17 protein-coding genes and 1 pseudogene are annotated in these 25891 nt (G+C 70.9%); 5 read left to right on the top strand and 13 right to left on the bottom strand.

What is annotated here, in order from left to right:
• Positions 1–82: 82 nt before the first annotated feature.
• Together ASC98_RS17430 and ASC98_RS17425 are read right to left on the bottom strand one after the other, a co-directional pair.
• Positions 83–2008, bottom strand: coding sequence for a hypothetical protein (locus ASC98_RS17430; protein ID WP_056811232.1), 1926 nt, complete (start codon positions 2006–2008; stop codon positions 83–85).
• A 30-nt stretch (positions 2009–2038) separates the two neighbouring features.
• Positions 2039–6079, bottom strand: coding sequence for an AAA family ATPase (locus tag ASC98_RS17425; protein WP_056811236.1), 4041 nt, complete (start codon positions 6077–6079; stop codon positions 2039–2041).
• A 212-nt stretch (positions 6080–6291) separates the two neighbouring features.
• Between ASC98_RS17425 and ASC98_RS17420 the strand changes: the two genes are divergently transcribed.
• A complete protein-coding gene (locus ASC98_RS17420; protein ID WP_056811239.1) occupies positions 6292–7722 on the top strand; it encodes a CHASE3 domain-containing protein in 1431 nt (476 codons plus the stop codon).
• A 30-nt stretch (positions 7723–7752) separates the two neighbouring features.
• Here ASC98_RS17420 and ASC98_RS17415 read toward each other — a convergent pair whose 3' ends face one another.
• Positions 7753–9447, bottom strand: coding sequence for a hypothetical protein (locus ASC98_RS17415; protein WP_056811242.1), 1695 nt, complete (start codon positions 9445–9447; stop codon positions 7753–7755).
• A 313-nt stretch (positions 9448–9760) separates the two neighbouring features.
• Between ASC98_RS17415 and ASC98_RS17410 the strand changes: the two genes are divergently transcribed.
• Entirely contained in the window at positions 9761–10108 is a 348-nt protein-coding gene (locus tag ASC98_RS17410) for a hypothetical protein (RefSeq protein ID WP_056811246.1), read from the top strand.
• A gap of 64 nt (positions 10109–10172) precedes the next feature.
• Here ASC98_RS17410 and ASC98_RS17405 read toward each other — a convergent pair whose 3' ends face one another.
• On the bottom strand, positions 10173–10925 hold the full coding sequence (locus ASC98_RS17405; protein ID WP_235581304.1) for a hypothetical protein: 753 nt from the start codon (positions 10923–10925) through the stop codon (positions 10173–10175).
• A 175-nt stretch (positions 10926–11100) separates the two neighbouring features.
• Between ASC98_RS17405 and ASC98_RS17400 the strand changes: the two genes are divergently transcribed.
• Complete coding sequence (locus tag ASC98_RS17400; RefSeq protein ID WP_082541644.1) at positions 11101–11736, top strand: hypothetical protein; 636 nt, start codon at positions 11101–11103, stop codon at positions 11734–11736.
• Here the strand turns inward: ASC98_RS17400 and ASC98_RS17395 are convergent.
• The 5 genes and pseudogenes from ASC98_RS17395 to ASC98_RS17375 form a co-directional block, all read right to left on the bottom strand.
• The gene (locus ASC98_RS17395; RefSeq protein ID WP_056811249.1) at positions 11733–12530 is read right to left on the bottom strand and encodes an anti-sigma factor; all 798 of its coding nucleotides are present in this window, start codon (positions 12528–12530) and stop codon (positions 11733–11735) included. The genes ASC98_RS17400 and ASC98_RS17395 overlap by 4 nt on opposite strands.
• Positions 12527–13078 carry an RNA polymerase sigma factor gene (locus ASC98_RS17390; protein ID WP_056811252.1) on the bottom strand — a complete coding sequence of 184 codons (552 nt, stop codon included), beginning with the start codon at positions 13076–13078 and terminating at the stop codon, positions 12527–12529. Before ASC98_RS17390 ends, ASC98_RS17395 begins: the two co-directional genes overlap by 4 nt.
• A 21-nt stretch (positions 13079–13099) precedes the next feature.
• Entirely contained in the window at positions 13100–14581 is a 1482-nt protein-coding gene (locus ASC98_RS17385) for a YncE family protein (protein WP_056811254.1), read from the bottom strand.
• Positions 14581–15009: pseudogene (locus tag ASC98_RS32370) on the bottom strand (DUF305 domain-containing protein); the annotation flags it as partial. The pseudogene ASC98_RS32370 and the gene ASC98_RS17385, both read right to left, overlap by 1 nt.
• A 58-nt stretch (positions 15010–15067) precedes the next feature.
• Entirely contained in the window at positions 15068–15982 is a 915-nt protein-coding gene (locus tag ASC98_RS17375; RefSeq protein ID WP_056811257.1) for a DMT family transporter, read from the bottom strand.
• Between the two features lie 93 nt (positions 15983–16075).
• On the opposite strand from ASC98_RS17375, the gene ASC98_RS17370 reads away from it, so the two are divergent.
• Together ASC98_RS17370 and ASC98_RS17365 are read left to right on the top strand one after the other, a co-directional pair.
• The gene (locus ASC98_RS17370; RefSeq protein ID WP_056811259.1) at positions 16076–16942 is read left to right on the top strand and encodes a LysR family transcriptional regulator; all 867 of its coding nucleotides are present in this window, start codon (positions 16076–16078) and stop codon (positions 16940–16942) included.
• Between the two features lie 67 nt (positions 16943–17009).
• A complete protein-coding gene (locus tag ASC98_RS17365; RefSeq protein ID WP_157597714.1) occupies positions 17010–17645 on the top strand; it encodes a hypothetical protein in 636 nt (211 codons plus the stop codon).
• A 25-nt stretch (positions 17646–17670) separates the two neighbouring features.
• On the opposite strand, the gene ASC98_RS17360 is transcribed toward ASC98_RS17365, so the two are convergent.
• The 4 genes from ASC98_RS17360 to ASC98_RS17345 form a co-directional block, all read right to left on the bottom strand.
• Positions 17671–18621, bottom strand: coding sequence for a recombination-associated protein RdgC (locus tag ASC98_RS17360; RefSeq protein WP_056811263.1), 951 nt, complete (start codon positions 18619–18621; stop codon positions 17671–17673).
• A gap of 43 nt (positions 18622–18664) precedes the next feature.
• Positions 18665–21805: a hypothetical protein gene (locus ASC98_RS17355; protein WP_157597713.1), complete on the bottom strand. Its 3141-nt coding sequence runs from the start codon at positions 21803–21805 to the stop codon at positions 18665–18667.
• A gap of 138 nt (positions 21806–21943) precedes the next feature.
• Complete coding sequence (locus ASC98_RS17350; RefSeq protein WP_056811269.1) at positions 21944–22822, bottom strand: transglutaminase family protein; 879 nt, start codon at positions 22820–22822, stop codon at positions 21944–21946.
• Complete coding sequence (locus tag ASC98_RS17345) at positions 22822–25308, bottom strand: circularly permuted type 2 ATP-grasp protein (protein ID WP_056811271.1); 2487 nt, start codon at positions 25306–25308, stop codon at positions 22822–22824. Before ASC98_RS17345 ends, ASC98_RS17350 begins: the two co-directional genes overlap by 1 nt.
• Positions 25309–25891 lie beyond the last annotated feature (583 nt).

Genomic DNA, 25891 nt, shown 5'->3' with positions numbered 1-25891 from the left:
GCGCACAGCACGATGCGCTGCACATGGTCGAAGTGATCGCCCCACGGCGTGCTCGACGTGGCGGGCTTGCGCGAAGGGCTTTTCATGGCTCGATCTCCATTGCTCGCCGGATCTGCGCCGTCTCGGCCGACGGGTAAGCGCTGAAGAAGTAGCCCGCCGCCACCGGCCGGTCGTTGCGCCGGATCAGGTCGATGAAGGCGCCGGGGTACTTGCTCACCGGCATCGGCGGTGCGTCCTCGATGTGTTCGAAGATCTTGTCGAACAACTCGCCCACCGCCAGCGCGAAGTGCTCGATGTACGACTCGAACAGCCCGTCGTACACCGTGTGCAGCACCAGCCGGTTGTCGTTCTCGATGAACTCGAACCACGCGAAATGGATGTGCCGCGATTCGCGCAGCGCCCACTCGATGCGCGGCGCGCCGGCGCGGATCACGGCCTTCAACGCCTCGGCGTGCACGGCGATCGGCGTCTTCACGCGCATCGACACGTTCAGCGCATGTTGGCGGTCGAGGCGGCAGCTCAGCGGATAGCGCTTGCAGGTGAAGCCCCAGCGCCGCTCCAGCCCCGCCACCGTGCCGTTTTCGGGGTCGAGCGTCTCGGCCAATCCGCGCAGCAACAGCACGCGGCGCACGATCGCGCTGATCAGCGGCCGCGCAAGCAGGTTGCCGATGCACGAATGCATGCCGTGCCGCGACGGACCGCTGTCCAGGCCGAAGACAAGCGGATGGGCATGCTTCGGCGGCGGCGTCAGGATCTTGCTCTTGTCGTGCTTGTCGAAAGCACCCACGAAGCCCCCGGGGGCTGCACGCAGCGCCGCGACGATCGCGAGCACGCATTCGTCGCCCGCCTTGAGTTCCAGGTTGCCGCGCAGCTTGATGTCCCGCTTCACCCGCCTGGGCAGGTAGGCAGCCGGCGGGTTCAGGCGCAACGCCTCTGCGATCCACGGCCACAGGTCCAGCGGATCCTTCTTGTCGCGCAGCTTGTTGCTCAGCGGCTCGACCAGCCCGTTGCGAAAGAACTCATGCAACGCCGAGCACACCGCTGCCTGCACGTTGCCCACCACGCCCGCCATCACGCCGACGACGATGACGCCGAGTTCTTCGCCGCTCAGGTCGCCCGCATCGCGGGCCAGGCGCCGCATCGCCGGTTTGAACCCGGGCACCAGGTCGTTGCGCAGGTCCACGCCGGTCGGCAACTTTTCCGGATCGTCATCCGGGTCACGCTGGTATTCGTCGATCAGCTCGCAGGCACGCATGAACAGTCCGGCCATCGGATCGCGCGCAGCAGCCACCACCGCGGGATCGCTGACGAAATGCCGACCGAGGATCTGATGCGTGAGTGCCATGTACGCCCCTCGCAATGCCTTCTCCAGCAACGGGTAGTCGCCGGTCGCGAAGCCGAACAGGCGGCTGCAGAAGCGCAGCGCCGCCTGCTCGGAGAATTCCGCGAGGTCGAAGGACGGTGCGCGCAGCGAGATCGGCTCGGCCTCCATGACCGCCAGCGCAGCCAGCTTTGGAACCGTGTCCGGATCGGTGTAGTGCAGCGCCTCCGCGGCGGCGGTGCGCTGTCGCTTGCGCAGCGTCTCGTCGTCCAACCCCAGCAGGAAAGTGCCCGAGCCGAGCTTGTTGTAGGCCTCGTTGCCAAAGCATTCTTCCTCGTTGCGCAGCACGGCCTGGATGTCCTCCGCGTCCATCAGCAGGTGCACATCCTTGTGCCCGGACGTCGGGTCGCGCGGCAGGCCGTTCTCCGGCTCGTACTCGTTCACATGGCGGATGGCACGGCTCGGGAAGGTCAGCATGCCGCGCCAGCCTGGCCGCTTTCGCAGCGCCTCGAACAGCGCATCGCGCTGCGCCGGCAGGCTCTGCGGATCGTGCGGCCGCAGGTCTCGCCAATCGCACAGCCAGTCGAACAGCATGCGATTGCGCACGTAGTCGGTCTTCGTGCCGTCGAACCAGGTCGGCAGATCTTTCTCGACCGCTCCAGGCCGGAACTTCTTGTCGGTCGTCATACCGCCTCCCCGCGTCGCCGCGTCAAAAGCTCAACTCATGGATCGCAGCAGCTCGCGCGCCTGCCGCAGGTCGAGCGTGTCCAGCCCTTCGGTGAACGACGCAAAGGCCGGCTTCAGCAGCTGCAGCGCCTCGCGCGTGCGGCCGTCTTCGTGCCACAGCCGCGCCAGGCTGGTGGCGCTGCGCAGCGCGAAGCCGCGCTTGTGCTGCTGCATCGCGAGCGCATGCGCCGCCTGCAGGCCCTGCTCGGCTGCGCGGCGCGCCGCCGGCAGCAAGAGGCCGTCGCGCCGCAGCGTCAGCTCGGCGATCAGCCGGCGCACCTCGGCCTCGTAGTAGCGCTCGCCATGCGCCTGCACGATGCCCATCGCCTCGTCGAGCCGCGCCAGGGCCTGCGCCAGGTCGCCGCCGCGCGCGAGGCCCTCGGCCAGCAGCGTCAGGTACAGCGGCCGCGTGACGACGGCGCCGCTGCGCGCCCACAGCGCCAGGCCCTCGCGCATCTCGGCCACGCCTTCGTCGTGCAGCCCGCGCTCGCACTGCAGCCAGCCGCGCATCACGTGCGCATGCGCCAGCCACACCGCGAAGCCGCCTTCGTCGCAGATCGCAATGGCCTGCTCGGCACAGGCCAGCGCCTGCCCCTGCTCGCCGCGGTAGCGGTGCACGTTGGCCGCGAAGCCGAAGGCCTCGCCGAGGCTGAACTTGTGGTCGAGCGTGCGCGCGAGCTGCTGCACGCGCTCGATGCGCGCCAGTGCGTCGTCCGGATGGCCGAGCTCCCACTGGCCCCAGGCCGAGTAGCACAGGCACATCACGCCCGGGTCCTGCACCGCGGCGCGGCGGTGGTGCTCGGGCCGGTACACCGCCAGGCATTCGTCCATGCGCTGCACCGCGGCCAGCCCGTGGCCCTCGTGGAACAGGATGTTGGCGGTCGCCCAGCGCACCTGCAGCCGCGCCATCGTGTCGCCGCTCTGCTCGGCCAGCGCCTCGGCGCGCCGCGCGATCTCGTGGGCCCGCGGGAAATCGGCGCGCATGAAGTGGTAGCCCTCGAGCCCGAGCTGCGCCTTCAGCCGGGCGCCTGCGTCGCCGAGCTCGTCGCCCAGCTGCTCGGCCCGCGCATACGCGCGCTCGACCGGCGGCGCGCCGTAGCCTTCGGTGGCGATGTAGCGCGACGCGAGCAGCAGCTGCAGGCGCAGCTCGATGGCGCGGCGCTCGTGCGCCGGCGGCTGGTTGTCGAGCAGCGCGAGCGCGCGCTGCAGGTGCTGGATCGCTTCGTCGTGCGCCGAACGCGAAGCCGCCAGCCGCGCGGCGACCTCCCACTGCCCGAGCGCCTCGGCAGCGAGGCCGGCCTCGGTCTGGTGGTGGGCCAGCAGCTCGGGCTGGCGCTGCGCCAGCTCGGGCCACGAGTCGCGCAGCACCGCGGCGACCGCACGGTGCACCAGCTGGCGGTCGCGCGTCCACAGCGACTGGTAGGCGATGTCGCGCACGAGTGCGTGCTTGAAGGCGCAGCGCCGTTCGCCGCTGCCGTCGGTGCCCCCGACACTCGCCAGCAGGCCGGACTGCTCGATCGCATCGAGCTGGGCCGTCAGCTCCTGCGGCGTCATCGGGCGCCCGCCGTGCGCCAGCACCTGCTGCAGCAGCGCGACCGGGAACTCGCGCCCGAGCACCGCGCCGAACTGCGCGATCGCACGCGCCGGGCCGAGCCGGTCGAGGCGCGCCATCAGCAGGTCCTGCAGGCTGCCCGGCACGTCGAGCGACTGCGGCAGCATCTCGTCGAGCGTCGCGCTCTGCTCGACCATCATGCGTGCCGATTCCTCGAGGAACAGCGGCACGCCGTCGGAGCGGCCGGCGAGCAGCCGCACCACGCCCGCCGGCAGCAGCGACTCGCCGCAGGCCTGCTTCAGCAGCCGGCGCGATTCGTCGGGACGCAGGCCGTGCAGCTCGAGCGTCTCGTGCACGACCGGCGGCTGCCACGGCGCGGCGGTCTCGTCGGGACCGGTGCGCTCGGTCAGCAGCACCAGCATCGGCACCTCGCCGCTGCCGGCCAGCAGCCGGCCGAGGAACTCGCGCGTCGACGGGTCGACCCAGTGCAGGTCTTCGACCACCAGGCACAGCGGCCGCGCCTGCGCACTGCGCTGGAACCACTCGACCAGCGTCGCCAGCGTGCGTTCGCGCAGCCGCTCCGGCGTGCCGGCCAGCGGCTCGCCCGGCAGCGACAGCAGCGCGGCCACCACCGGCAGCGCCTGCGCCGGGTCCATGCCCGGCGGCATCGCGTCGGCGAGCTTGCGCCGGCGCGTGGCCTCGTCGTCGTCGTCGCGCACGCCCATCCAGTGGTGCATCGCATCGATCACCGCATGGAAGGCGCTGCTCGCATGGTCGGGCAGGCAGCGGCATTCGAACGACAGCGCACCGCGGGCCTTCAGCCCGTGGCGGAACTCGCGCACCAGCCGCGACTTGCCGATGCCGGCATCGCCGCGCAGCTGCACCACGCGCAGCGCGCCGGCCTGCAGCGCGCCCCAGTGGTGCAGCAGCGCCGCCAGCTCGGCGTCGCGGCCGACGAAGGGGGTGAGCCGCGGCAGCGCGTCAAGCCGGTGCTCCTTGCGGTCGTGCAGCACCACGCCGGCACGCTGCGCGCCCTCGATGCCCTTCAGCGCCAGCGTGCTCTCGAGCGGCTGCACCGTGAAGCGGTGCTGCACCAGCGCGAGCGTCATGTCCGACACCATCACCGTGCCGGGTGCCGCCCGGCTCTGCAGCCGTGCGGCCAGGTGGATCGACACGCCGACCGGCTGGCCGGCCATCACCGAGACGCGCCCGGTCGCGATGCCGACACGCACCTGCACCGGCGTCGACATGCCGGCCACCGACTGCACGATCGCCAGGCCCGCCGCCACCGCCTGCTCGGCGCTGCGCTCGCTGGCAGACGGGTAGCCGAAGTACGACATCACGCCGTCGTCGCCCTGCGGGTCGTCGGCGACGCCGCCGTGGCGCTCGATCTGCGCGATGGAACGCTGGTGGAACTCGGCCAGCAGGCTGGCGTAGCGCTCGCTGCCCAGGCGGTGCAGCCAGCCGGTGGAATCGACGAAGTCGAACGACAGCGAGGTGACCTGGCGCGCATCGTTGCCGGCCGACGCCCGCGCATCGGGCAGCACCAGCACCGCATCGCCATCGCCGTACAGCTGCAGCCATGCGGCGCCGCGTTCGTCATGCAAGCCGCGCGCCGCGCGCACCGCCTCGGCGATCGGCTGGGCCTGCGCCAGCCGTTCGCACAGCGTGGCGAACCAGCCCGGCCCGTCGTCGCCGCGCTCCGCGTCCACCGACGGCGCGACCAGCAGGCTCGCCCCGAGCGCCGCCAGCCGCTGCGCGAGCCGCGCCACCTGCGACTCGGGCGCCGGGCCGACCACGAACAGCTTCGGTGGGCGCAGCCAGCTCACGCCGGCCAGCAGCTCGTGCGGCACGCCGGCGGCCAGGCAGATCACGTCGTGCTCGGCCAGCAGCCCGGGGACCGCGTCGGCGGCCACGGCGTCGCGCGCCAGCGTGGTCGAGACGACGGTCGGGCTGTCGAGTGCCGGCAGCGCGGGGGACGCCGCACCGGCCGGCCCTGCCGCATCGCCCAGCCGCAGCACCCGCAGCGGGCCGCGCCGCGGCACGCGCCGCACGGTCGCGGCGAGGTCGGTGTCGGGGTCGATGTCGACCCCGGCGCCCGCGAGCCGATCGTCGTCGACCAGCAGGTGGCGCGCGACGCGCCAGCGCTCGCCGAGCAGGCCGTGGCCGTCGCTGGCCAGCTCCCAGTGCAGGCCGTGCAGGGCGGCATCGAGCTGCAGGTTGATGCGGCGCGGCTCGCTGCCGCGCAGCGTGGCACCGACGACGCCCGGGAACAGCTGCGCGAACAACGTGCGGCTCGCGTGCAGGTCGCCGTCAGCGGCGGCTTGCGACAGCCGGCGCAAGGCCGGCAGCTCCGGCCGCGATCGGGCATGGCGGCCCACCGACCGCCCATCGGTCACGAAGACGTCGCATGATCCGGATTCGTCCAGGCGCGCCGTCACGTGGAACGGCGGCAGATCCTGTGCTCGCGCACTGCGCATTCAAACTTCCCCCTGCGGGAAATCTAACCGCAAACGCGCCTGTCTGACACACTTTGCTACACGCCATGGGCGCGACTGTGGGGGAGTTGTCGCCGCGCTGTCATCCTCAAGGTGTCGGATGGGTTGGAACCGGTACCGGAATCGGCCGGCGGCGCATAACATGAGCCGCCACACGCCCTGCCGGGGAGGTCTGGCACTTGCTGAATCCTGAGTTGGCATCATCCGCCCGCACGGCCCCGCCGTGGTGGCGCACCGCGCGCCCGGCGCTGGGGCTGATCCTGGCCGGCACGCTCGCGTTCGGCCTGGCCGCCGGCGTCGGTTGCCGCGGACTGCAGCAACTGGCGGCCCGTGCCCAGGAACGCCGGACCGACGAACAGGCGCTCGCGCTGATCGACAAGGCAATGACGCTGTTGCTGGACATCGAGAGCGGCCAGCGCGGCTACCTGCTGAGCGGCAATGTCGACAGCCTGGCGCCCTACGAACGCGGCAAGGCGAAGTTCCCTGACACCTATGCCGACCTGGTGCAGCACCTGTCCGGGCCGTCGGCCGCGAGCGGGGATTTCCGTGCCGCCCGCCAACGAATCGACGACCTGGTGCGGCGCCGCATCGCGATCGCCGACGCCCATGTGCTGAGGCGCCGCAGCGGCGACGCGGATGCAGCCGCCGGCGACACCGATCTCGACACCGACCGCGACGGCCAGCTCGCGATGGATGCGATCCGCGCCGAGTTCGACACGCTGGGCGCCGCGCAGCGCGAACGCGTCGCCGCGCGCGACGCCGACGCCGCGCGGCTGCAGGCGCGCAGCGCGGCGCTGATCGTCGCGCTGGCGGCCGGCGGCGGCGTGATGATGGTCGGCGCGGTGTGGCTGCTGGCCGGCGAGCGCCGCCGCCGCGACTGCGCCGAGGACTCGCTGCGGCGCTTCAGCCGGATGCTCGAGAGCATCGTCGACGACCGCACCGAAGAGGTGCGCTCCGAGCGTGACCGGCTGCAGTCGTTCGCGAAGCAGCTGGACGACGGCATCGAGGCCGAGCGCCGGCGGCTGGCGCGCGAGGTGCACGACCAGTTCGGCCAGGTCGTCACCGGCACCCGGCAGGTGGTGCAGCAGATGGCGCGCGACCACCCCGGGCTGCCGCCGGACCAGCTGGCCCGGCTGACCGGCCTGCTCGACGAATCGATCGGCACCGCGCAGCGCATCGCGGGCGCGCTGCGGCCGCCGCTGCTCGACGACCTGGGCTTCGGCGCGGCCGTGTCGCACTTCGCCGAACGGCTGAGCCTGCCGGGGCAGCTGGAGATCAGCGCCGAGATCGACGACGACGAGCAGCTGGAGAGCGACCGCGCGAACCAGCTGTTCCGCATCGTCCAGGAGGCGACGACCAATGCGCTGCGGCATGCGCAGGCCACGCGCGTCTCGATCACCGGCTGCGAGTTCCGCGGACTCTATGTGCTGCGCATCGCCGACAACGGCATCGGCCCGCAGCCGGTGCGTGCCGAGGCGAGCGGCCTGCGCAACATGCGCGAACGCGCGGCGATGGTCGGCGGTGCGTTCGAGTTCGGGCCGGGGCCGGACGGCGGCTGCGAGGTCGTCGCCCGCATCCCGCTGCACCAGCCCGCCCGCACCGAGGAGCACGCCTGGCCGACATGAAGGGGATCGTCGACGACCCTCCGCACGGCCTCAGAAGCTTTCCTTGACCTCGACGACGAACTGCGCCTTCTTGATCGAGCTGTCGCCGTCCAGCGGGAACGCGACGTCGATGTGGATCACGTTGCCGAGCGAGGTGCGGCTGTTGCCCAGCCGCAGCCCGAAGCCGACGTCCTTCAGCAGCTTGTGCGACGAATCCGGCACCGCGCCCTGCCCCCAGGTGCGGCCCATGTCGTAGAACACCGCGCCGCCGACGTTGAAGAGCCGGAACGGATACCAGTTCGTGAACACGCGCTGCTCGGTGGTGAACAGCCAGCGGCCGTCGCCGCTCTGGTAGCGCAGCGGGTAGCCGCGCAGGCCGTTGTCGCCGCCCAGCAGCACCTGCTGGCCGTCGTCGAGCCGCACGCCGCGCTGCGCCGACAGGCCCATGAAGAAGGTGCGGCGGGCCGATTGCTTCAGGTAGTAGCGGCTCTCGGCCTTGACCAGCGTGTTCTGCAATGCGCCGTCCTCGACGTAGCCGACCGCCGAGCCGGCGAGCAGCAGCGTCTGCCGCGGCGTCAGCGCATGCCCCACGCTGGCGTTGCCCGCGAAGACCGTCGCGCGGCGGTCCGCGCCCAGGCCGGGCAGCGAATAGCCGAGCTTGCCCTTGATGTGCCAGCCGAGCGAGACGTCCTCGGTCTTGCCGATCTGGTCCTGGTTGCGCACCTCGCTGAAGGCGTCCTGGACCAGCTCGAAGCCGATCCACGGGTACACCAGCTTGCGTTCGGTGCCGGGCGGCACCGGATCGTTCGGCGGCACCGCGAGCGTCGCGCGGTGTTCCTCGAGCGACAGCCCGGCGGTCCAGCGCGTCACCCAGCCGTCCTGCAGCCCGGCCGACCAGCCGCCGAACGCCGACAGCGCCCGGTCGCGGACGTCCAGCTGCCGGATCACGTCGCCGCGGTCGTAGACGGAGTCGACGCGTTCCTCGTCGCGCACCTGCGCGCCGGCGGTCCACGGGGTGTCGAGTGCATAGAAGGGCCGCTTGACGATCAGCTCGTGCACGTGGCCGTCGCTGTTGTCGGAGTACTGCCCCTGCAGGTCCCACCAGCTGTCGAGCACGTGGTTGTCGTGGTAGCTGAGCGTCTTGCTGGTGCGGTCGACCTCGGACTTGAACGAGAAGCCGAGTTCCTTGCCGAGCCCGAGCAGGTTGGCATCCTCGAGGCTGAAGCCGCTGCTGTTCTTGCCGCCCGAGCGGCCGAGCGACACGCCGGGGTTCAGCGTCCAGACGTCCTGCGTCACCACCTCGAGGTCGACGATGCCGTCGTGCAGCGCGACCGGCCGGATGTGCGCATCGCGGAAGTACGACTCGCTGCGCAGGATGCGCTCCGACTCGCGCAGCAGCCGCGGATCGTAGGGCTCGCCCGGCCTGAACAGCAGGTGCGAGGCGACCACCGATTCGCGCGTCAGCAGGTGCAGCTTGTTGGCCCACCGGAACAGCAGCCTGTCTTCCTCCGGCAGGCGCGTGTCGAACAGGTTGAGCCGCTGGAAGCGGACCTCGCCGACGCGCGCACCGGCCGCGACCAGCGCCGCGTCGTCCGGCACCTCGGCAGGACGCGGCTTCTCGAGTTCGGGCGCCTTCGGGCGCGGCGGGCCATCGTCCGCCGCGGGCTCGGAGGCGGCTGCCGCCGGCGGATCGGCGGCACGCGGCTCACCCGGGGTCGCGTCCTGTGCGGCAACGCAGGTCGGCACGAGGGCCGTCCCCAGCGCGAAAGTCCAGCCTGCTGCGCACGAGCTCACACGCCATCCCATCGATTTCCTTTCGGTTGAACTGCTCGCCCGCGTCGTCCCGACCGTGCAGGCATGGTAGCCATCCTCAGGCAGGCGGCGTGCCTGCCCGATCCGACAGGCGCGCCAGCATGTCGCCGGACAGCGCCGCCCCTCTGCAAGGCACACCAATTGCCACCTTCCGTTACCGCGCCTTTGGGTCTTCGGGCCAAAGAGCGGGATGCGCCCGGCGGGGCCGGCGCGTCACCTCTTCCAACACCTGCAAAGGAGTCACACCATGACAAAGCTGTCCACCACCCTGACCCTCGTGTCCGCTGCCGCACTGGCGGCCGTGGTTTCGCTGTCGTCGGCCCAATCGACCTCGTCGTCGAGCACGTCGTCCGGCAACACCTCGGCACCGAGCTCGGCGAGTGCCGATCAGAACCAGCCGAACGGCCCGGCCACCTCGACCACCGAGACCACGACGCCGACGAACCAGAACATGACCGCGCAGCCGACCAACCAGGACACCCAGGTCAGCCCGAACAACTCGAACAACGCGAACCCGACGACGCGACTCGACAACAGCGATTCGTCGACCACGATCTCCAGCGATCCGCTGGCACCGCGCGCCGACCGCAATTGAGCGTCGCGACAAGGGACCTGAGGGCCCGGCAGGTCAGTGCCTGCCGGGCCCTTTTCGTTGCCGGTCAGTTGAAGGTCGACGACTGCGCGATGCGCGTCGCGGAAGGCTGCAGGTCGGGCATGCCGAACACGTCGGCCAGCGTGCGGCGGTCGGGCACGAGGTACACCATCGCGCGGCCGCGGCTGAACAGCGGGCTGATCACGCCGTCGTAGAACGCCGGCGGCAGGTTGATGCAGCCGTAGCTGATGCGGTTGTCGTCGACACCCGGCGACGCGAGGCGCTGCGCGCGCCGCTCGCGCGGGTTGGTGGTGCGCACGCGGTGCATCGACACCGCGGCGTCGTAGTCGACCCAGACGATGTCCTCGCCGTTGGCGTTGCGGCCGGGCCGCCCGACGAAACGCCCGGCCGGCGTGATGCGCTCGGATGGCCTGATGTCGGCGATCGCGCGCTCGCCGATGCCGGGCACCGAATCGTCGCCGCGTGCCGCGCCGAGCAGCGCGGGCGCCGAGCCGAGCAGGCGCCCGGCTGCATCGAACGCGAACACCTGCGCGCGCGGCTTGTCGATCAGCACGAACGGCAGCCCGCGGTTGTCGGCGCGGCTGACGACCCAGTCGCCGAGGCGCCGCACGTCGGCCGAGGCCGCGAGCTTGCCGAAATCCAGCGACCTCGCCACGTACGCCGGCGCCGCGTGCCGCGCGTTGTGCGCCAACCGCTCCGGATGGCCCGGCGACAGCGGTTGCGCAATCAGGCTCAGCGCGATCGTGGCGACCCCCATCAGGCCCGCGTTGACCCACTCCAGCACCGGCGTTGGCTTCATGCCCTTCAAAAGGCAATCGGCATGCCTGTCACCGGCTGTGGGATAGCACGCGCCGGTGCGCGACGGGCTTGAAGCCGCATCGATTTGCGTTGAATCCGCCGCGCTTTTCGGCGCTCGGCCGGGCGACGGCTTCCCTACGATGGCGCACCCCCACGACCCGCGACCGAGACCCGCCATGCGATTTGCAGGTAAAGCAGTGCGATCGGCAATCTTTGCCGGTTTGTCGATCTGGGGCATCGGCGCGTGTGCGGCAGCTTCGACATCCGACGCTGCCACGGCATCGCCCGAAGCGCGGCTGGTCACGCACTGGATCCTCGACAGCCACGACAACCAGGGCAAGCCGTTCGCGGTGGTCGACAAAAAGGGCGGCCAGGTGCACATCCACGCGGCGGACGGGCATTTGATCGGCAGCAGCCCGGCACTGCTGGGCCTCGCGCCCGGCGACACCGCGATCGCCGACATCGCGCACCGCACGCCCGCGAGCCTGCGCCCGTTCGAGCGCACGACGCCGGCCGGCCGCTTCGAATCGCAACCGGGCCGCAACCTGCATGGCGAGGACATCGTCTGGCTCGACTACGCGGCCTCGCTCGCGATCCACCGGCTGCGCCCCGCCCCGGCGGCCGAGCGCCGTGCGCAACGGCTCGCATCGGCCTCGCCGGCCGACAACCGGATCTCGCTCGGTTGCGTGGTCGTGCCGGTGGCCTTCTACGAGCAGGTCGTGGCCCCGATGCTCGGGCATGCGCGCGCCGTGGTCTACGTGCTGCCGGAGGACCAGCCGGTGCGCGGCTTCTTCGAGGCCCAGGGGCTCTAGCTTTTCAGATCGACACCGATCTGTCGGCGCATCTCGTCCGCCAGGCCATGGAGCGCCTCGGCGTGCCGGGTTCCGACGACGCCATAGCCCAAGCCCTGGTCGGCCCAGGCATAGCCCGCGAAGCGCCCGTCGATGTGCTCCATCATCGGCGTGTCCTTCTCGACCGCCATCGGCCGCACGAGCAGCGCGAGACGCGTGCCGCGCGGGTCGTCGTACATGAAGAGCCCGGCCGGGCCATGCCCGGTCGCGACGAGGCGCCCGCCGATGAAGCGGTAGCCCGAGGCCGCGAGGTCCGGCACCGCGACCTGGCGGCCGAGCCGTGCGGAGACCCAGCTCACCAGTTCCGCCCGCTGGCTCGGCCCCATCTCGACCGGGCGCTGCAGGTCCGATGCATACACCTCGTAGCTGGCGGTCGCCTCCCGCGCCACCGCGACGATCCCCGCATCGGCTGACGGCCTCCCGCCGCGCAGCGACCAGCCGGCCCCGCCGCCGACACCCAGCGCGAGCAGCACCGCAGCCGCCATGCCCCACGGCCAGCGCGCTCGTGCGTGCCGTTCGTCGACGAGCCGTTCGAGGTTCAACGAGGGGGGAACCGGTTCGTCCGAGATCGGCGCGAGCAGCGCGCGCAGTTCCTGCCGCTGCGCGGCATGGGCTTCCACCTCGCGCGCGGCGTCGGGATGGAGGTCGAGATAGGCCTGCACCTCGCGACGGCGGGACGCATCGAGGGCATCGTCCACGTAGGCGTGCAGGTCTTCTTCGAGGATCGGCCGGGTGGCCGAGGGGTCGTTGCTCATTTGAGCCTCCGCAGGGTGGGGGCGGCGGACGGGGCACTGCCGGTCGAGGCGGGTGCCGGCGCGGGCTCTCCGTCGAGCAGGCGATGCAGCTTCTGGCGCGCGCGTGCCAGGCGCGACATCACGGTGCCGACCGGGATCGACAGCGTGCTGGCGACCTCGGCATAGGACAGGTCCTCCACCGACACCAGCAGCAGCACGCTGCGTTGTTCTTCCGGCAACTGGCCCAGTGCGCGCATCAGCTCGTGATGCCGGATGCGGTGCTCCTGGGGCGCGGGCGTGCTCATCTCGACTTCGGCCACGTCCTCGATCGCCACCTGCACGCCGCGCCGCGACTGCTGCCGGAACCGCTGCATGGCCAGGTTGTGAAGGATGGCGAACACCCACTGGCGCGTGTTGCCCGCATCCTGCCGCTGGCTCCAGTGGCTGATGACCCGCTCGAGGCAGTCCTGGACGAGGTCGTCGGACAGGTCTCGATCGCGCAGCAAGGCCCGCGCGTAGCGACGCAGCGCGGGGATCATCGGCTCGACGAGCAGGAGCAGGTCGTTCATGGGGGGAGCCGGCAGTGCGTGCTACGGCGCCTGCACCTGCACCGGATCGCCCGGCTTGCCGGCCACCTGCGGCGCGATCACCAGGTAGCGCCGCGGGTCGTTCGCACTGCCGGCACCTTGCACCTGCTGGCGGATCGGCCCGATCGCATTGACGACGGCGGCACCGGCCGGGTTGGTCATGAAGTTCGCCAGCGGCTGCAGCGTGCCGCTGCCGTCGGGCCGGTCGGCCAGCGCGAGCACATACGGACGGCGCGGCTCGAGCCCGCTCGCCGAGGCCTGCAGCACCTGCAGCAGGCCCTGGTCGAACAGCGCCACGCTGGTCGGCGCACTCGGGCCGGCCAGCGCCTTGCCGTCCTGCGGCGCGACCAGCGACAGGTGCGCGACCTGGCCGGCGAGGCCGATCGGCTGCAGGCCCTGGGTCCCATCGCCCGATCCGGCCGGCACCGCGTTCGGCACATAGGCGATCGCCTGCGGCGCCTGCCCGATCGGCACCTGGGCGACGACCGTGTTCGTCGCGGTGTCGATCGCCGCGAGCGCGTCGGCATTCTCCAGCCCGACATAGAGGCGCCTGCCGTCGCCGGACGGCCAGAGGCCGTGCGGCAGCGCGCCCACCGGGATCGTCGCCACCGGCGAGAAGTCGTCGGTGCGGAACACCTTCACGACGTTCAACCCACCGATCGTCAGGTACGCGAACGTGCCCTTCGCGGTGCGCGCGAAGTTCACATGGTTGGTCAGCGGCCCGGTGTCGAACGACTTCAGCACCGCGAACGGCGGCTTCGCGTCGAACACCATCGTGCGGCCGATGTCCTTGAGCGTGAGCCACACCTGCCGGCCATCCGGTGTCGCGGCGATGTTGGGGCAGAACGGGCTGTCCTGCCTGACGCGGCCGACGATCTGGTGCGTCGCGACCGCGACGACGACGGTCTCGGGATTGAACGACGAGCAGATGTAGCCGTAGCGGCCGTCCGGCGAGAAGATCTGCATCCCCGGGCCGGCGGGCGTGATGATGCGGGTCTTCTCTTCGAAGCTGCCGGCATCGATCACCGACACGTAGTTCTCGCCGCGAACGGTGACCCACAGTTCCTTGCCGTCGGGCGTGTAGAAGGCCTCGTGCGGCGAGCGGCCCAGGTAGGTGGTGTGCCTGACCGCGTTGCTGGCGGTGTCGATGAAGCTCACCGAGTTCGACCCGATCGACACGACGGCGAGCGTGCGGTGGTCGGGCGAGAAGCCCATGCCGTGCACCAGCACCTGGCCGCGGTACAGCGGGCTGAAGTTCCCCGGCGACGGATCGCCCAGGCGAATGACGCCGAGCAGCTTGTTGTCGACCGGGTCGGTGACGGACACGGTGTTGGAGAACTGCTCGGCCGCGTAGACGCGGTCGCGGTGGCTGATCGCGATGTCGGCGTCGGAGGCCGCCCCCGGTGCCTGGCCCGCGCAGGCGACGGCAGCCGCGGCGCAAAGGGCGCTGCCCCACAAGAAGCGGCGAAGATGGCCTGGTGTCATGGTTGCAGCGCCTTGCCCAGCGCGAGGCGCATCGCGGCGATCTCCTGCTGCTGTTCCACGACGATTCCCTGCGCGATGCGGCGCAGCTGCTCGTTGCTGCCGTAGCGCAACTCGGCCTGCGCCATGTCGATCGCACCCTGGTGGTGCGGGATCATCATCGCGGCGAAATCGCGGTCGACGTCGCCGGACGGGGCGACGGCCATCCCCGCCATCATCTTCGCCATCGCGGCATCGTTGGCCGCCGCGAAGCCGGCCCGCGTCGATCCGCCCGTCGAGCAGATCGTCATGAAGGCGGAGGCCGCCGCCGTGCGCAGCGGAGCGGTCGAAGAGTCCAGCGCCAGGAACGCGGCGGCGGCGCCCGCCAGCGCGGCGACGGGCAGGCTCGACCAGCCGTGTCGGCGCTGGTCCTGCGGAAGTGTCAATGGCATCGGGTGTCCTGAGCATGAAGGCATGTGCCGTCATGGGGTGGACGCCGCCCGCCCCGATTTATTCCATCCGTCTTCGCGCGCCCCACAGCGCCGCGCCCATCAGCAGCATGCCCACCGACTGCCAGGCCGTCAGGCTGCGGCCGTACACCAGCCAGTCGACGCCGACCGCGGCGAACGGGTAGACGAACTGCAGCAGCGCGATGCGACCGGTCGGCAGGCGCGCCATGCCGGCGTACAGCAGCACATACGCCAGGCCGGTGTGGATCACGCCCAGCCCGGCCAGCCAGCCCCAGGCCGCGGGCTGCGCGGGCCAGCCCTGCGATAGCGGCCACCAGGCCGTCAGCACGACGCCGACCGCGCACTGCCAGGTCGCCAGCGCGAACGACGACGCCCCGCGCGCCAGCTTCGCGATCAGCGTGACCGCCGCGTAGCTGAGCGAGCCGCCGAGGCACATCGCCAGGCCGGCAAGGTAGCGCGCCGAACCGGCATCGCCTTGCCGATGGCCGTCTGGCCCGGCCAGCCCGCTGGCCAGCGCCAACCCCAGCAAGGCCAGCGCGACGGCCACCCAGCGCCGCGCGCCGATGCGCTCGTGCAGCCACCATGCGCCGAAGCCCATCACCCACAGCGGCTGCACGTGGAACACCACCGTCGCGACGCCGATCGACGTGCGCTCGATGGCCGCGAAGAACAGCGCCCAGTTCGACACCATCAATACACCGCAGGCGAGTGCCGCCGCCAGCGCACGCGGCGCGAGCCGCAGTTCGTGCAGGCGACCGGTGGCCGCGCCCCAGGCGAGCAGCGCCAGGCCGCCGAACGCGCAGCGGAAGCACACCGCCATCAGCGGATGCTGGCCGGCCTCTTCGACGAACACGCCGAGCGTGCCGAGCAGCAGGCCGCCGGCGGTCATCAGCAGCACGCCGCGCTCGGTCGACGAGGCGGTGGACGCGGCCCGCATGGCGGTGGAGGAGTTCATCGCGCGAATCGTCGGCGTGGCCGGCCATCCCGTAAAGCGCATAGTTCAGCTGGCTACCATTCGATTTCCGGCACGATCTGAAAGGACCCGCGCATGACCTCCCCCGATCTCCAGCTCGACTGGCTGCGCGCCTTCGTCGCCGTGGTCGATGCCGGTTCGCTGACGGCGGCCGCGCCGCAGGTGCACCGCTCGCAATCGGCGCTGAGCATGCAGATCCGCAAGCTCGAAGACGCCGTCGGCCGGCCGGTGCTGACCCGCGGCCCGCGCCACCTGGCGCTGACGCCCACCGGCCACGAACTGCTCGGCTATGCGCGCCGGCTGCTGGAGTTGCATGCCGAGGCGCTGGGCGCGCTGAGCGACACCCGCGTCAGCGGCCATGTCCGGCTGGGCGTGCCCGACGACTACGCGGTGGCCTACCTGGCACCGGTGCTGCGCACCTTCGCGAGCCGCCACGGCCTGGTCGAGATCACGCTGTCGTGCGCGCAGTCGACGCAGCTGATCCCGCAGGTGCAGCGCGGCGAGATCGACGTCGCGATCGTCACGCGCGACCGGCCGCAGCGAGGCACGCTGCTGTTCCGCGAGCCGATGGTGTGGGTCGGCGCGGCGCAGCACGAGGCGTGGCGGCGCGAGCCGCTGCCGCTCGCGATGTACGAGGCCGGCAGCCTGGCGCGCCAGGCGGTGCTCGCCGCGCTGGCGACTCAGCGGCGCCGGCACCGCACCGTGACCCACAGCCAGAGCCTGGTCGGGCAGCTGGCCGCGGTCGAGGGCGGGCTGGCGGTCGCGGCACTCACGCGCTGCAGCGTGCCGGCGGGCCTGCAGGTCCTCGACGCGCGGCACCAGCTGCCGCCGCTGCCGGACATGGAGGTCGCGGTGCTGCGCAGCAAGGCCAGCCACGGCGACGCGGCCGCGGACGCGATGCAGGCCCAGATCGTGAATACCTTGCGCCGTTCACCCGCCTGAGGGATGGACGGACGGCACGGCTGCAGCAGAATCCCTCCCCACCCAAGAACAACCGGAGGGGCGGAACGTGAAGAGATCGACCACAGCCCGTGTCGCGCAGGGCCTGTTGAGCGCCATGGCGTCGATGAGCTGCATCGCAGCCGCAGCGCTGGTGGCGGCGCCGGCCGCGTCGGCGCAATCGATGTACCGATGCAAGTCGGGCAACTCGACCTACTTGTCCGACCGGCCGTGCACCAGCGGTGCCGGCTCGACGCTCGGCACCATCGGCACGGCACCGAGCCCCACCTACCCCCAGCCGTCGGGCACCTACGTGCAGCGCGCACCGAAGGCCGCCGAACACGTCGGCTACCTGAGCTCGGCCTGCGCTGACATCGCCGAGGCGATCCGCACCGGCCCGTCGCGCGGCGTGCGCGGCGACGTGATCGGCGGCCTGCACGAGGAATACCGGCAGAAGTGCTCGGAGGACGACGCGGCGGCACGCCAGCGGGTCGCGGAAGACCGGCGCAACGAGCGCGACACCAAGCGGGCGGCGCAGTCGGCCAGCCAGCAACAGCAGCAGCAGGCGCGCATCGCGAGCGACCAGTGCAACGAGCTGCTGCGCATCCTGGCCGCGAAGCGGCGGCAGACCGCGACGATGAGCGACGGCGAGCGTGCCGACCTGCAGCGCTCGGAAGCGAGTTACGCGGAGCGCTGCAAGCAGTGACGCGGCCGGGCCGCGCCGGTGCCCCTCAAGCCGCCAGCGGCTGGGGCGCCGGTGCCGCGGCACCGGTGACGGCGTCGCGGTTCAGCTCGCCGCCCAGCGCCTCGATCAGCGCGGGAATCAGCTGCTGCAGCTCGCCGGTGACCAGCGCGACGTCGGCGTCGAAGTGGTCTTCATCCTTGGTGGCGGTCGACGCGCCTTCGAGCACCACGTCGAGCAGCTTCAGCTTCTTGATGGTCATCGCATCGCTGAGCACGAACGACACCCGCGACGACCAGGTCATCGCGAGCTGGGTCGGCAGCTTGCCTTGCACGATGTGCTGGCCGACCTCGTCGATGTCGAGCGTGTGGCGGGCGTACTTGACGGTGGCCTTCTCGCTGTCGGGCTGCTTCAGCTCGCATTCGCGGTCGATCGTGAATCCGGCCGGCGCTTCCTTGCTGGTCAGCCATTCGGCCATCGCGGTGGCCGGCGAGATCGCGCTCTGCGCGAGGCTGAGCCGGATGCCGCCGCCGAGCAGCTCGACCAGCATCGTGACGACGCGATCGGCCTTGGCCATGCTGGCCGCGTCGATCACGACGAAGCCGGCGCGCACGTCGATCCAGACCAGCGTCGCGGAGCGCTTCGGGAAGGCACGCGGCAGCAGGTCCTGCACGATCTCCTCTTTCAGCTCCTTGGCGAGCTTGCCTTTCGGGCGACGGCCGGTCTCGGCCTCGATGCGGTCGAGCCGGGCTTCGAGCTCGGCCTTCACGACCGACGACGGCACCGCCTTGCGCTCGACCCCGAGGCGCAGCACCAGCTGGCCGCCGACGTTCTCGATCAGTGCGCCCTCCTTGTCACCGCGCGGCTGCAGCCAGCCGGCGGATTCGGGCTGCGTCGCGCCGCAGGCGGTGAAGCGGCTGGTGGCCAGCCGGTCTTCGACCTCATCCAGCGGGGGTGGGGTCCATTGGTCGATGCGGTAGAGGAGCGCGTTCTTGAACATGGGCACAACGGGAGTGGGGCCCGGATTGTAGGAGCCTGCGGACTCAGGTCGGATTGGTCAGGAAAACGACGCGAACGGCCTCGACGCCTTGTTGATCGCAGCAGGCCTGCACGGCGGCCTCGAAGCTGGGATACACGACCTGCTTGCCCGCCACCTCGGATTGCCACTGCTGTGCACCATCGAGCGTCCTTTCGAGCAAGGTCCACGGTCGGGTCGACCGCGAGAACAGGTCGCCAAGCGCCGCACGACGGGCCGGCCCCATGGCCTCTTCCAGCGACCGGAATTGGCTGGGCCCGGCGGCGCCCTCGTGGTGAGGGGCGATGCCATCGCGCGAGACCACGCGGTCGTGCAGTCTCATTCCCGGGTGGTATGCCGACATCTCGAACGACATCCGCAGGGCCTTCAGCGTCGGGGCGACACCTGCCTCGCCGAGGAAGCGTTCATCCACGCCGCTGCCGGTCTCGTTGGTCAGCCAACGCAGGGCCAAGGCCGGCGCAAGGCTTCGTATCTCGACGGGCAACGGATCGTTCCAGTCGCCGCGCCTCACCCACTTCGCCAGTGCGCTGGCGCGGATGACCCCGCTCTTGCACCCACCCAGGTCACAGGAGAATCCGCCCCGCCCGTCGCTCGTCCACGCGTTGCCCCGGAACTTGCCATGCGTCGCGCAATGCCGGGCCAGTGCGGCCGCGGTGCGGCGTCGCCGGCGCGGGGTATCGACGGCGAAACGGCGCGCCCATTCGCCGCGCAGCTCCTCGGACAATGCGTCGCGGTCGATGGGCGGATCCGCGCATGGCGGCATCGAGCACCCTGACGCAAGATGCTGCAACGCGGCCGACAGTTCCTCGGTCGTGCATGCCCGGACCCCTTTCGCAACACCGCCCGCGCCAACGGCGGGATGAGCGACGATGCGCGACAGCGCTTGATGCCCGGGGATCCATTGGTCCCGCGCGAACTCGCGAAACGCTGTCAGGTCGCGAAGCACCGGGCTGTCGTCCTGCCACCTGAAGGCCTCGCCGTTGGCGGTCTCCTTGGTGATCGCGCTCGTCAGCGCGTTCATGTGATCCATGAAGAGTGCCGGCGGCACACTGCGGAACAGGCGCTCGGCCGCGGACTGCATCTGCTGTTTCGTCAAGGCGGACGATGTCGCGAGATGGCCGTTGCGTTCCAGCCATTCGTTCATCGCGTGCAGGTCGACCTGCTCTCCCATCAGGTGACGGTCGAGGAGACTCGCGAACTTCCCGGCCTCGGGGTCCACGCTCTCGCCCAGGCGCGCGATCCAGCAGGCGGCATGGAAGCTCGGCAACAGCGCACCGATCGGCAGCTTCGGTGCTGTCGCCGGCAAGCCGAAAGCGGCGGCGTACTGCTCGCGCCGGGCCGTCAACTCATGCCATTCGATGTCGCGCGGATGTTCGCCTTGCGCGCGCAGTTCGTCGGAACGCGACCGGATCATCCGCTCGATGTCGTTGAGCAGCGTCGCATCGATGTCCGCGATGGCGAGGAAGTCCTGGATCTGCGTCTCGACCTCGGCATCGGGATGGCCGTTGGTGGGCCGGCGCGCCAGCAGGCCGGCGAATTCGTCCAGGGCCGCCACCACCTGGGTCTCGGGAGTGACGGTGTGGATGTACCGGCCGGCAAAGGCGTCCCGCCCGCCTGTCCAGTACCCCTCGGTTCCCGCGACCGACAAGGTCGCCTGTTCCGCAAAGAGACGGGTGCGGTCCTCGGCCGAGGTGGTGGCAGCCAGGATGGTGGCGTCGTACTGTTCGCTGCGTGATCTTCCGCGCATCTCCTGCCGCGTCGCCGCTTTCGTGACATAGCTTGCCAGGTACCCCCCGGTCACGACCCCACCCACCAGCCCGGCGACCAGCCCGATCGGCCACGCCACGGCCGCCGCCGCCACGGCCCCGGCGACCACCGCGGCGGTGGCCAGCGGTGCGGTCACGGCCGCATTCGCCACGCCCTTGGCAACCCGCGCGATCCCGAAGCGCTTCTCGTACCGCGCCTGCTTCATCAGGCGCCGCTGCCGCTTCAGCGCGCCTTTCAGCACATCGACCAGCTGCCCCTGGTCGGCCGTGCGCTCATGACCCGCAGCCGGCGTTGTCAAGCGGTCGATCTGCCGCTGGATCTGCAAGCACTTGGCCCTGCAGCTGCGGTACTCCTTCTTGCGAAAGCCGATTTCCCCGAGCCCGACCCCGATGTCGATCCCGGCGCACGCGATCGAGAACGGCAAGGCCGCTGCACCGAGCGCCATGCCGGCCGTACCCAGGCCCAGCGACGCAAGATCGGCGCCCGCGTGTATTTTCATGCCCATGCCGGCGACGCCCAGCAGCGCGGTGACGCTCGACAGGCCCGTGTCTCGCAGCGCAGCGGCGCAGCAGCGCCTCCAGGCCTGGCGCGTTGGCTTGTCGAACAGCGCGCAACGAGAGAGTGCTGCCTGGCAACGCCGGAAACCGTGAACGACTTCGGGGCTCGACTGACTTCCCGTCTTGCGGTCATCGAGGTACTGCTTGAAGTGCCGATGAAAAACGACGACCTCGACCTTCCAGCGATCCTGCTCGTCGACCATGTCGAGGAAGGTGTTGAACATGTCCAGGCCGTCCAACAGCGAACAGCCGGCCGCCACGCCGCCTGCGATCCCGAGCGCTTCCAGGCCCCCGGCAGGCGCTTCGAAGCCGGGGCCGGCCGATGACGTCGCCACGTTCAATCCGGTACGGAACAGCAGGCTGTTGGCCCACACCGCCGCGGAAGAGCCCGTCACGGTCGAGACCAGCGTTCTGGCGTCGCCGCCGCTCTTGAATGCCTTGCTGCCCCGGACACGAGGACGGTTCAGCGCGCGGCGGATTCCGAATTCGGCCCGCCTCCAGCCCCGGGCTGGCGCATTCCGTGCCTCGGCATAGCGAATCGACCGCGGTACCGACCACCCCGGCAGGTAGCTTTCGTCGTCGGGTGCCCGAGTCACCAGGCCCTTGCCCAGCAGCTTCTCGGCGAGGCGGTCCACCTTGGCCGAGATCGCCGCGCCGGCCAGCGTTTCCAGCGCGACGATGGCTTCCTCGGCACGCGCCTTCAGCGCTCCAGGGTCAAGAACGCTCGAGGATTTCGACCCCTGCGTCTGACGCGAACACTGCGGGGCCACTCCAGGCAGACCACCGTGCGAATGGAATTTCCCGACGAAACCTGGACCGGACATGAGCAAGTCCCCTCAAGCTCAAACGGCCCCCGATCGACCTCGATTCGATCGTCAATCACACCGCGGGGGCGATGGATGCTGAGTGGCCACCGCCGGGGAATTCGTTCGCTGTCCAGATGAACCGGACGGAAACCCGCGTCAGGCCGGCGTCACGCTCACCGACACCTCGAGCTGCTGCTCGCCACCGCCCAGGATCACGCCGCGCAGCGGCACCACGTCGGCGAAATCGGCGCCCCAGGCGAGCGTGATGTAGCGCTCGTCGGCCAGCTGGTTGTTGGTGGGGTCGAACTCGACCCAGCCGTGCGCCGGCGAGTACGCCGCCACCCAGGCGTGCGACGCGTCGACGCCGAGCAGCCGCGGCTGCCCCGGCGGCGGGTCGGTCAGCAGGTAGCCCGACACGTAGCGCGCCGGCAGCCCGTGCCCGCGCAGGCAGGCGATCATCAGGTGCGCGAAGTCCTGGCAGACGCCGCGCCGCTGGTACAGCACCTCGTCGACCGAGGTGCTCACCGTGGTTGCACCGGCCTCGAATTCGAAGTCGTCATGGATCGCCTGCGTCAGCGCCGACAGCGCCTCGAACCAGTCGCGGCCCGGCGCCAGCGCGCCGCGCGCATACAGCCGCGCCCCCTCGGACAGCGGCACCAGCACCGTCGGCTCGCACATGCAGGCCGGCTCCAGTGCGCCGAGCGTCGGCGTGTTGCGGACCGCATCGCGCACCTGTTCCCACGGCTGCGCGGCCGACGCCCACACCGGCCGCGTGCCGACCTCGACGCTGCAGGCCATGCGCACCCGCAGCAGCCGGTGCGCGCCGTGCAGCCCGAAATGCGTGACGCTGTTGCCGAAGCTGTCCGGCGCGTCGTGGCGCTCGTCGGGCGGCGGGTCGATCTGCAGCGAATGCGACAGCAGCTTCTGCCATGGCAGGTCGCGCGGCGCGAGCCGGGCCAGTTGCCACGACTGCGACACCGGCGCCGCGTACGCGTAGCGGGTTTCGTGCTCGACGGTATAGCGAACGCCGCTCATCAAGCTACCAAGGACAGCACGCTGCGCGACGCGGCGTGCGAGAAGAACTTCAGCGTCAGCTCGTCCGACACCGTGTACGCGGCACGCTGCAGCTGGTCGATGACGGCGGCCAGCGCCTCGCTCTCGGGGTGCAGGTCGTGCGCGCCGAGTGCCAGCAGCGCCGCCTGCGCCGGCCCGAGCACGTCGCTCGCGAAACGGCCGTGCGTGCGCTCGAGCTTCTCGACGTACTCCACCAGCCCCTTCACCTGGAACGCGACCGAGCGCGGGTTGGTGTCGTCGCGCAGCAGCAGGTCGAGCACCGGCAGCCATTCCGGCGCCACCAGGTAGCGCGAGCGGAAGGTCACGGTGGAATCGGTCAGCTCCAGCAGCCAGTCGAGCCCGCTGCTGCGGCCCTCGCGGGTGGCGACCTTCAGCGTCTGGCACAGCGTCGACAGGCGCTCGATGCGCCGCCCGATCGACAGGAAGCGCCACGAGGTGCTGCGCGTCATGCCGTCGAGCACGAAGCCCGACAGCGTCATCATCGACGTGACCGCGCGGTCGAGCCAGGCCAGCGCCAGCGCCAGCGAGCCGCCGCGCTGGAACACCGGGTCGGCGATCAGCTGGTTCAGCGTGCGCCAGTTGTCGGCCGACATGCGGTCGCGCAGGCTGAACGCGACGCGCAGCAGCTGGCGAAGCCGCATGCTCAAGCCCTCGTCCGGATGGGTCGCGGCGCGCAGCAACTCGGTGCCGACGTCGTCCGACGCGTCGATCAGGCCCATGCGGCGCGCGAGCGCGAGCGTCGGTGTCAGGCCGTCTTCCGGGTCGTCGGCACGCGCGTCGACATTGCCGAGCACGCCGGCCACCGCAACGCGCAGCAGGCGAGCCGAGGCATCGCAGCGCTCGCCGTAGCGGCCGAACCAGAACAGGTTCTCGGCGGTGCGCGACGGCACGTTGCCCTTGGTCGTGGCCAGGTCGGTCGGCGTCACGGTGCGCGTCAGCAGCGAGAACGACGCGTTGACCGGCCGGTCGGACAGCACCCAGGTGTCCTTCGAGCGCCCGCCGCGCTGCATGCCGATCACGCGGTCGTCTTCGTCGCCGGCCACGCGGGTCAGGCCGCCGGGCATCACGCGGTAGCCGTTCGGCGTGGCGACCGCGAACACCCGCAGCCCGACGGTGCGCGCGCTCAGGTGCTCGCTGTGGCGCGCTGCGGCACCTTGCGCGCGCTGCTCGCGCTCCAGCACCGGCGCCTGCGACACGTGCACCCATTCCTGCGCCACATAGCGCTGCGGGCGCGCCGCCACGCGGGCGCGCAGCAGCAGGCGCTCGTCGGCCGACAGGTCGGCGCCGAACACCGCCGGCTCGCCGGCCGAGCGGTCGAGCGGCTTGATGATCAGGTGGTCGATGCGCTTCCAGGCGTCGTCGAAGGCCGCCGGCTCGCCCAGCCACCAGGTGGCGACCGACGGCAGCAGCAGCGGTTCGCCGAGCAGCTGTTCGCTGAGCTGCGGCAGGTAGCCGAGCAGCGCGCCGGATTCGAGCACGCCGGAGCCGAGCGCATTGGCCAGCAGCACGGTGCCGCGGCGCGCGCAGTCGGTGAGGCCGGCCACGCCGAGCGCCGAATCGGAGCGCAACTCGAGCGGGTCGCAGTAGTCGTCGTCCTGGCGGCGCAGCAGCGCGTGCACCCGCTTCAGGCCGTCGACGGTCTTCATCCAGACGCGGCCGTCGCGCACCGTCAGGTCGCTGCCCTCGACGAGTGCGAAACCGAGGTAGCGCGCCAGCAGCGCATGCTCGAAGTAGGTTTCGTTGTACGGCCCTGGCGTCAGCAGGCCGATCAGCGGCGGACCGTCGCCCTTCGGGGCCAGCCGCAGCAGCGATTCGCGCAGGTTCGAGAAGAACGAGGCCAGGTGCTGCACGTGCAGGTCGCGGAACATCTGCGGGAACACCCGCGAGACGACCAGCCGGTTCTCCAGCGCATAGCCGGCGCCCGAAGGCGCCTGCGTGCGGTCGTTGACGACCCACCAGCGGCCGTCGGGCGAGCGCGCCAGGTCGGCCGCGTACTGGAACAGGTGCACGCCGCCGGCCGGGCGGATGCCCTGCACCTGGTGCAGGAAGCCGCTGTGGCCGAACACCACCGACGGCGGCACGCTGCCGTTGCGCAGCAGCTCCTGCGGGCCGTAGAGGTCGGTCAGCACGCGGTTCAGCAGCTCGGCGCGCTGCGCGATGCCGGCCTCGATCTCGTCCCATTCGGCCGGCGAGATCAGCAGCGGCAACGGGTCGACCTCCCACGGGCGGTCGGCGCCCTGCGGGTCGGCGTAGACGTTGTAGGTGATGCCGTTCTCGCGGATCTCGCGTTCCATCAGCGACAAGGTGTCGCCGATGTCGGGGCCCTGGCGCTGGGCCAGGGTCTTCAGGAAGGCTTCCCAATGAGGGCGCGGTTCACCGGCCGCGGCGAGCAACTCGTCGTAGCGGCCTTCGTGGACGGCGTATCCCTCGAGCAGTGTTCTCAGCATCGTCTCTGACTTCAAAACTGTCGCCAGTTTGTCATAGGGCTGGCATGGGAGCGAGCAAAGGCGCGGGCGGGGGGTGTGGGGCGCGCCGGACGGGGCGGTCATCATCCCTGGCGGGATGCTGACTGCCCTGCGCCATCTGCTTTCATGGCCCGTCGTCGAAACTCCCGCCGCTCACTGCGTTCGCTGTGGTCAAACAGTCGACGACAGTCAGTTGACGAAGCGCGCTGCGCGCGCGGTCCATGAAAGCAGACGGCTCCGGCGCCCCGTCCTGATTGGCGCTCCCCACACCCCCCGCCCGCGCCTTTGCCGAAGCGGTGGCTCGATGCGTACAAAACACGCATGGCGCCCCGGGTCCGAACCCGGGGATCAATCTTCACTTGTTCGCTTGTCACCTTCCCAAGGCAGGGCGGTGGCAGAAGGCGCGTGCGGGGAGGCTGTGGCGCGCCAATAAGGAGGGGGCGCCGGAGCTGGCTGGCTTCGTGGCCCGCGTGCGTCAGCACGCTTCGTGAACTGACTGTCGCCGACTGTTTGACCACAGCGAACGAAGTGAGCGGAGGGAGTTTCGGCGACGGGCCACGAAGCC

This window comes from Rhizobacter sp. Root1238, from assembly GCF_001425825.1.
Taxonomy (GTDB): Bacteria; Pseudomonadota; Gammaproteobacteria; order Burkholderiales; family Burkholderiaceae_C; genus Rhizobacter.
This window is presented reverse-complemented; position numbering and strand designations above follow the sequence as displayed.

Excerpts from the sequence above, each read along its gene's own strand:
- ASC98_RS17430 (WP_056811232.1), bottom strand. The coding sequence starts at position 2,008 with ATGACGACCGACAAGAAGTTCCGGCCTGGAGCGGTCGAGAAAGATCTG.
- ASC98_RS17425 (WP_056811236.1), bottom strand. The coding sequence starts at position 6,079 with ATGCGCAGTGCGCGAGCACAGGATCTGCCGCCGTTCCACGTGACGGCG.
- ASC98_RS17410 (WP_056811246.1), top strand. The coding sequence starts at position 9,761 with ATGACAAAGCTGTCCACCACCCTGACCCTCGTGTCCGCTGCCGCACTG.
- ASC98_RS17405 (WP_235581304.1), bottom strand. The coding sequence starts at position 10,925 with ATGAAGCCAACGCCGGTGCTGGAGTGGGTCAACGCGGGCCTGATGGGG.
- ASC98_RS17400 (WP_082541644.1), top strand. The coding sequence starts at position 11,101 with ATGCGATTTGCAGGTAAAGCAGTGCGATCGGCAATCTTTGCCGGTTTG.
- ASC98_RS17395 (WP_056811249.1), bottom strand. The coding sequence starts at position 12,530 with ATGAGCAACGACCCCTCGGCCACCCGGCCGATCCTCGAAGAAGACCTG.
- ASC98_RS17390 (WP_056811252.1), bottom strand. The coding sequence starts at position 13,078 with ATGAACGACCTGCTCCTGCTCGTCGAGCCGATGATCCCCGCGCTGCGT.
- ASC98_RS17385 (WP_056811254.1), bottom strand. The coding sequence starts at position 14,581 with ATGACACCAGGCCATCTTCGCCGCTTCTTGTGGGGCAGCGCCCTTTGC.
- ASC98_RS17375 (WP_056811257.1), bottom strand. The coding sequence starts at position 15,982 with ATGAACTCCTCCACCGCCATGCGGGCCGCGTCCACCGCCTCGTCGACC.
- ASC98_RS17370 (WP_056811259.1), top strand. The coding sequence starts at position 16,076 with ATGACCTCCCCCGATCTCCAGCTCGACTGGCTGCGCGCCTTCGTCGCC.
- ASC98_RS17360 (WP_056811263.1), bottom strand. The coding sequence starts at position 18,621 with ATGTTCAAGAACGCGCTCCTCTACCGCATCGACCAATGGACCCCACCC.
- ASC98_RS17355 (WP_157597713.1), bottom strand. The coding sequence starts at position 21,805 with ATGTCCGGTCCAGGTTTCGTCGGGAAATTCCATTCGCACGGTGGTCTG.
- ASC98_RS17350 (WP_056811269.1), bottom strand. The coding sequence starts at position 22,822 with ATGAGCGGCGTTCGCTATACCGTCGAGCACGAAACCCGCTACGCGTAC.
- ASC98_RS17345 (WP_056811271.1), bottom strand. The coding sequence starts at position 25,308 with ATGCTGAGAACACTGCTCGAGGGATACGCCGTCCACGAAGGCCGCTAC.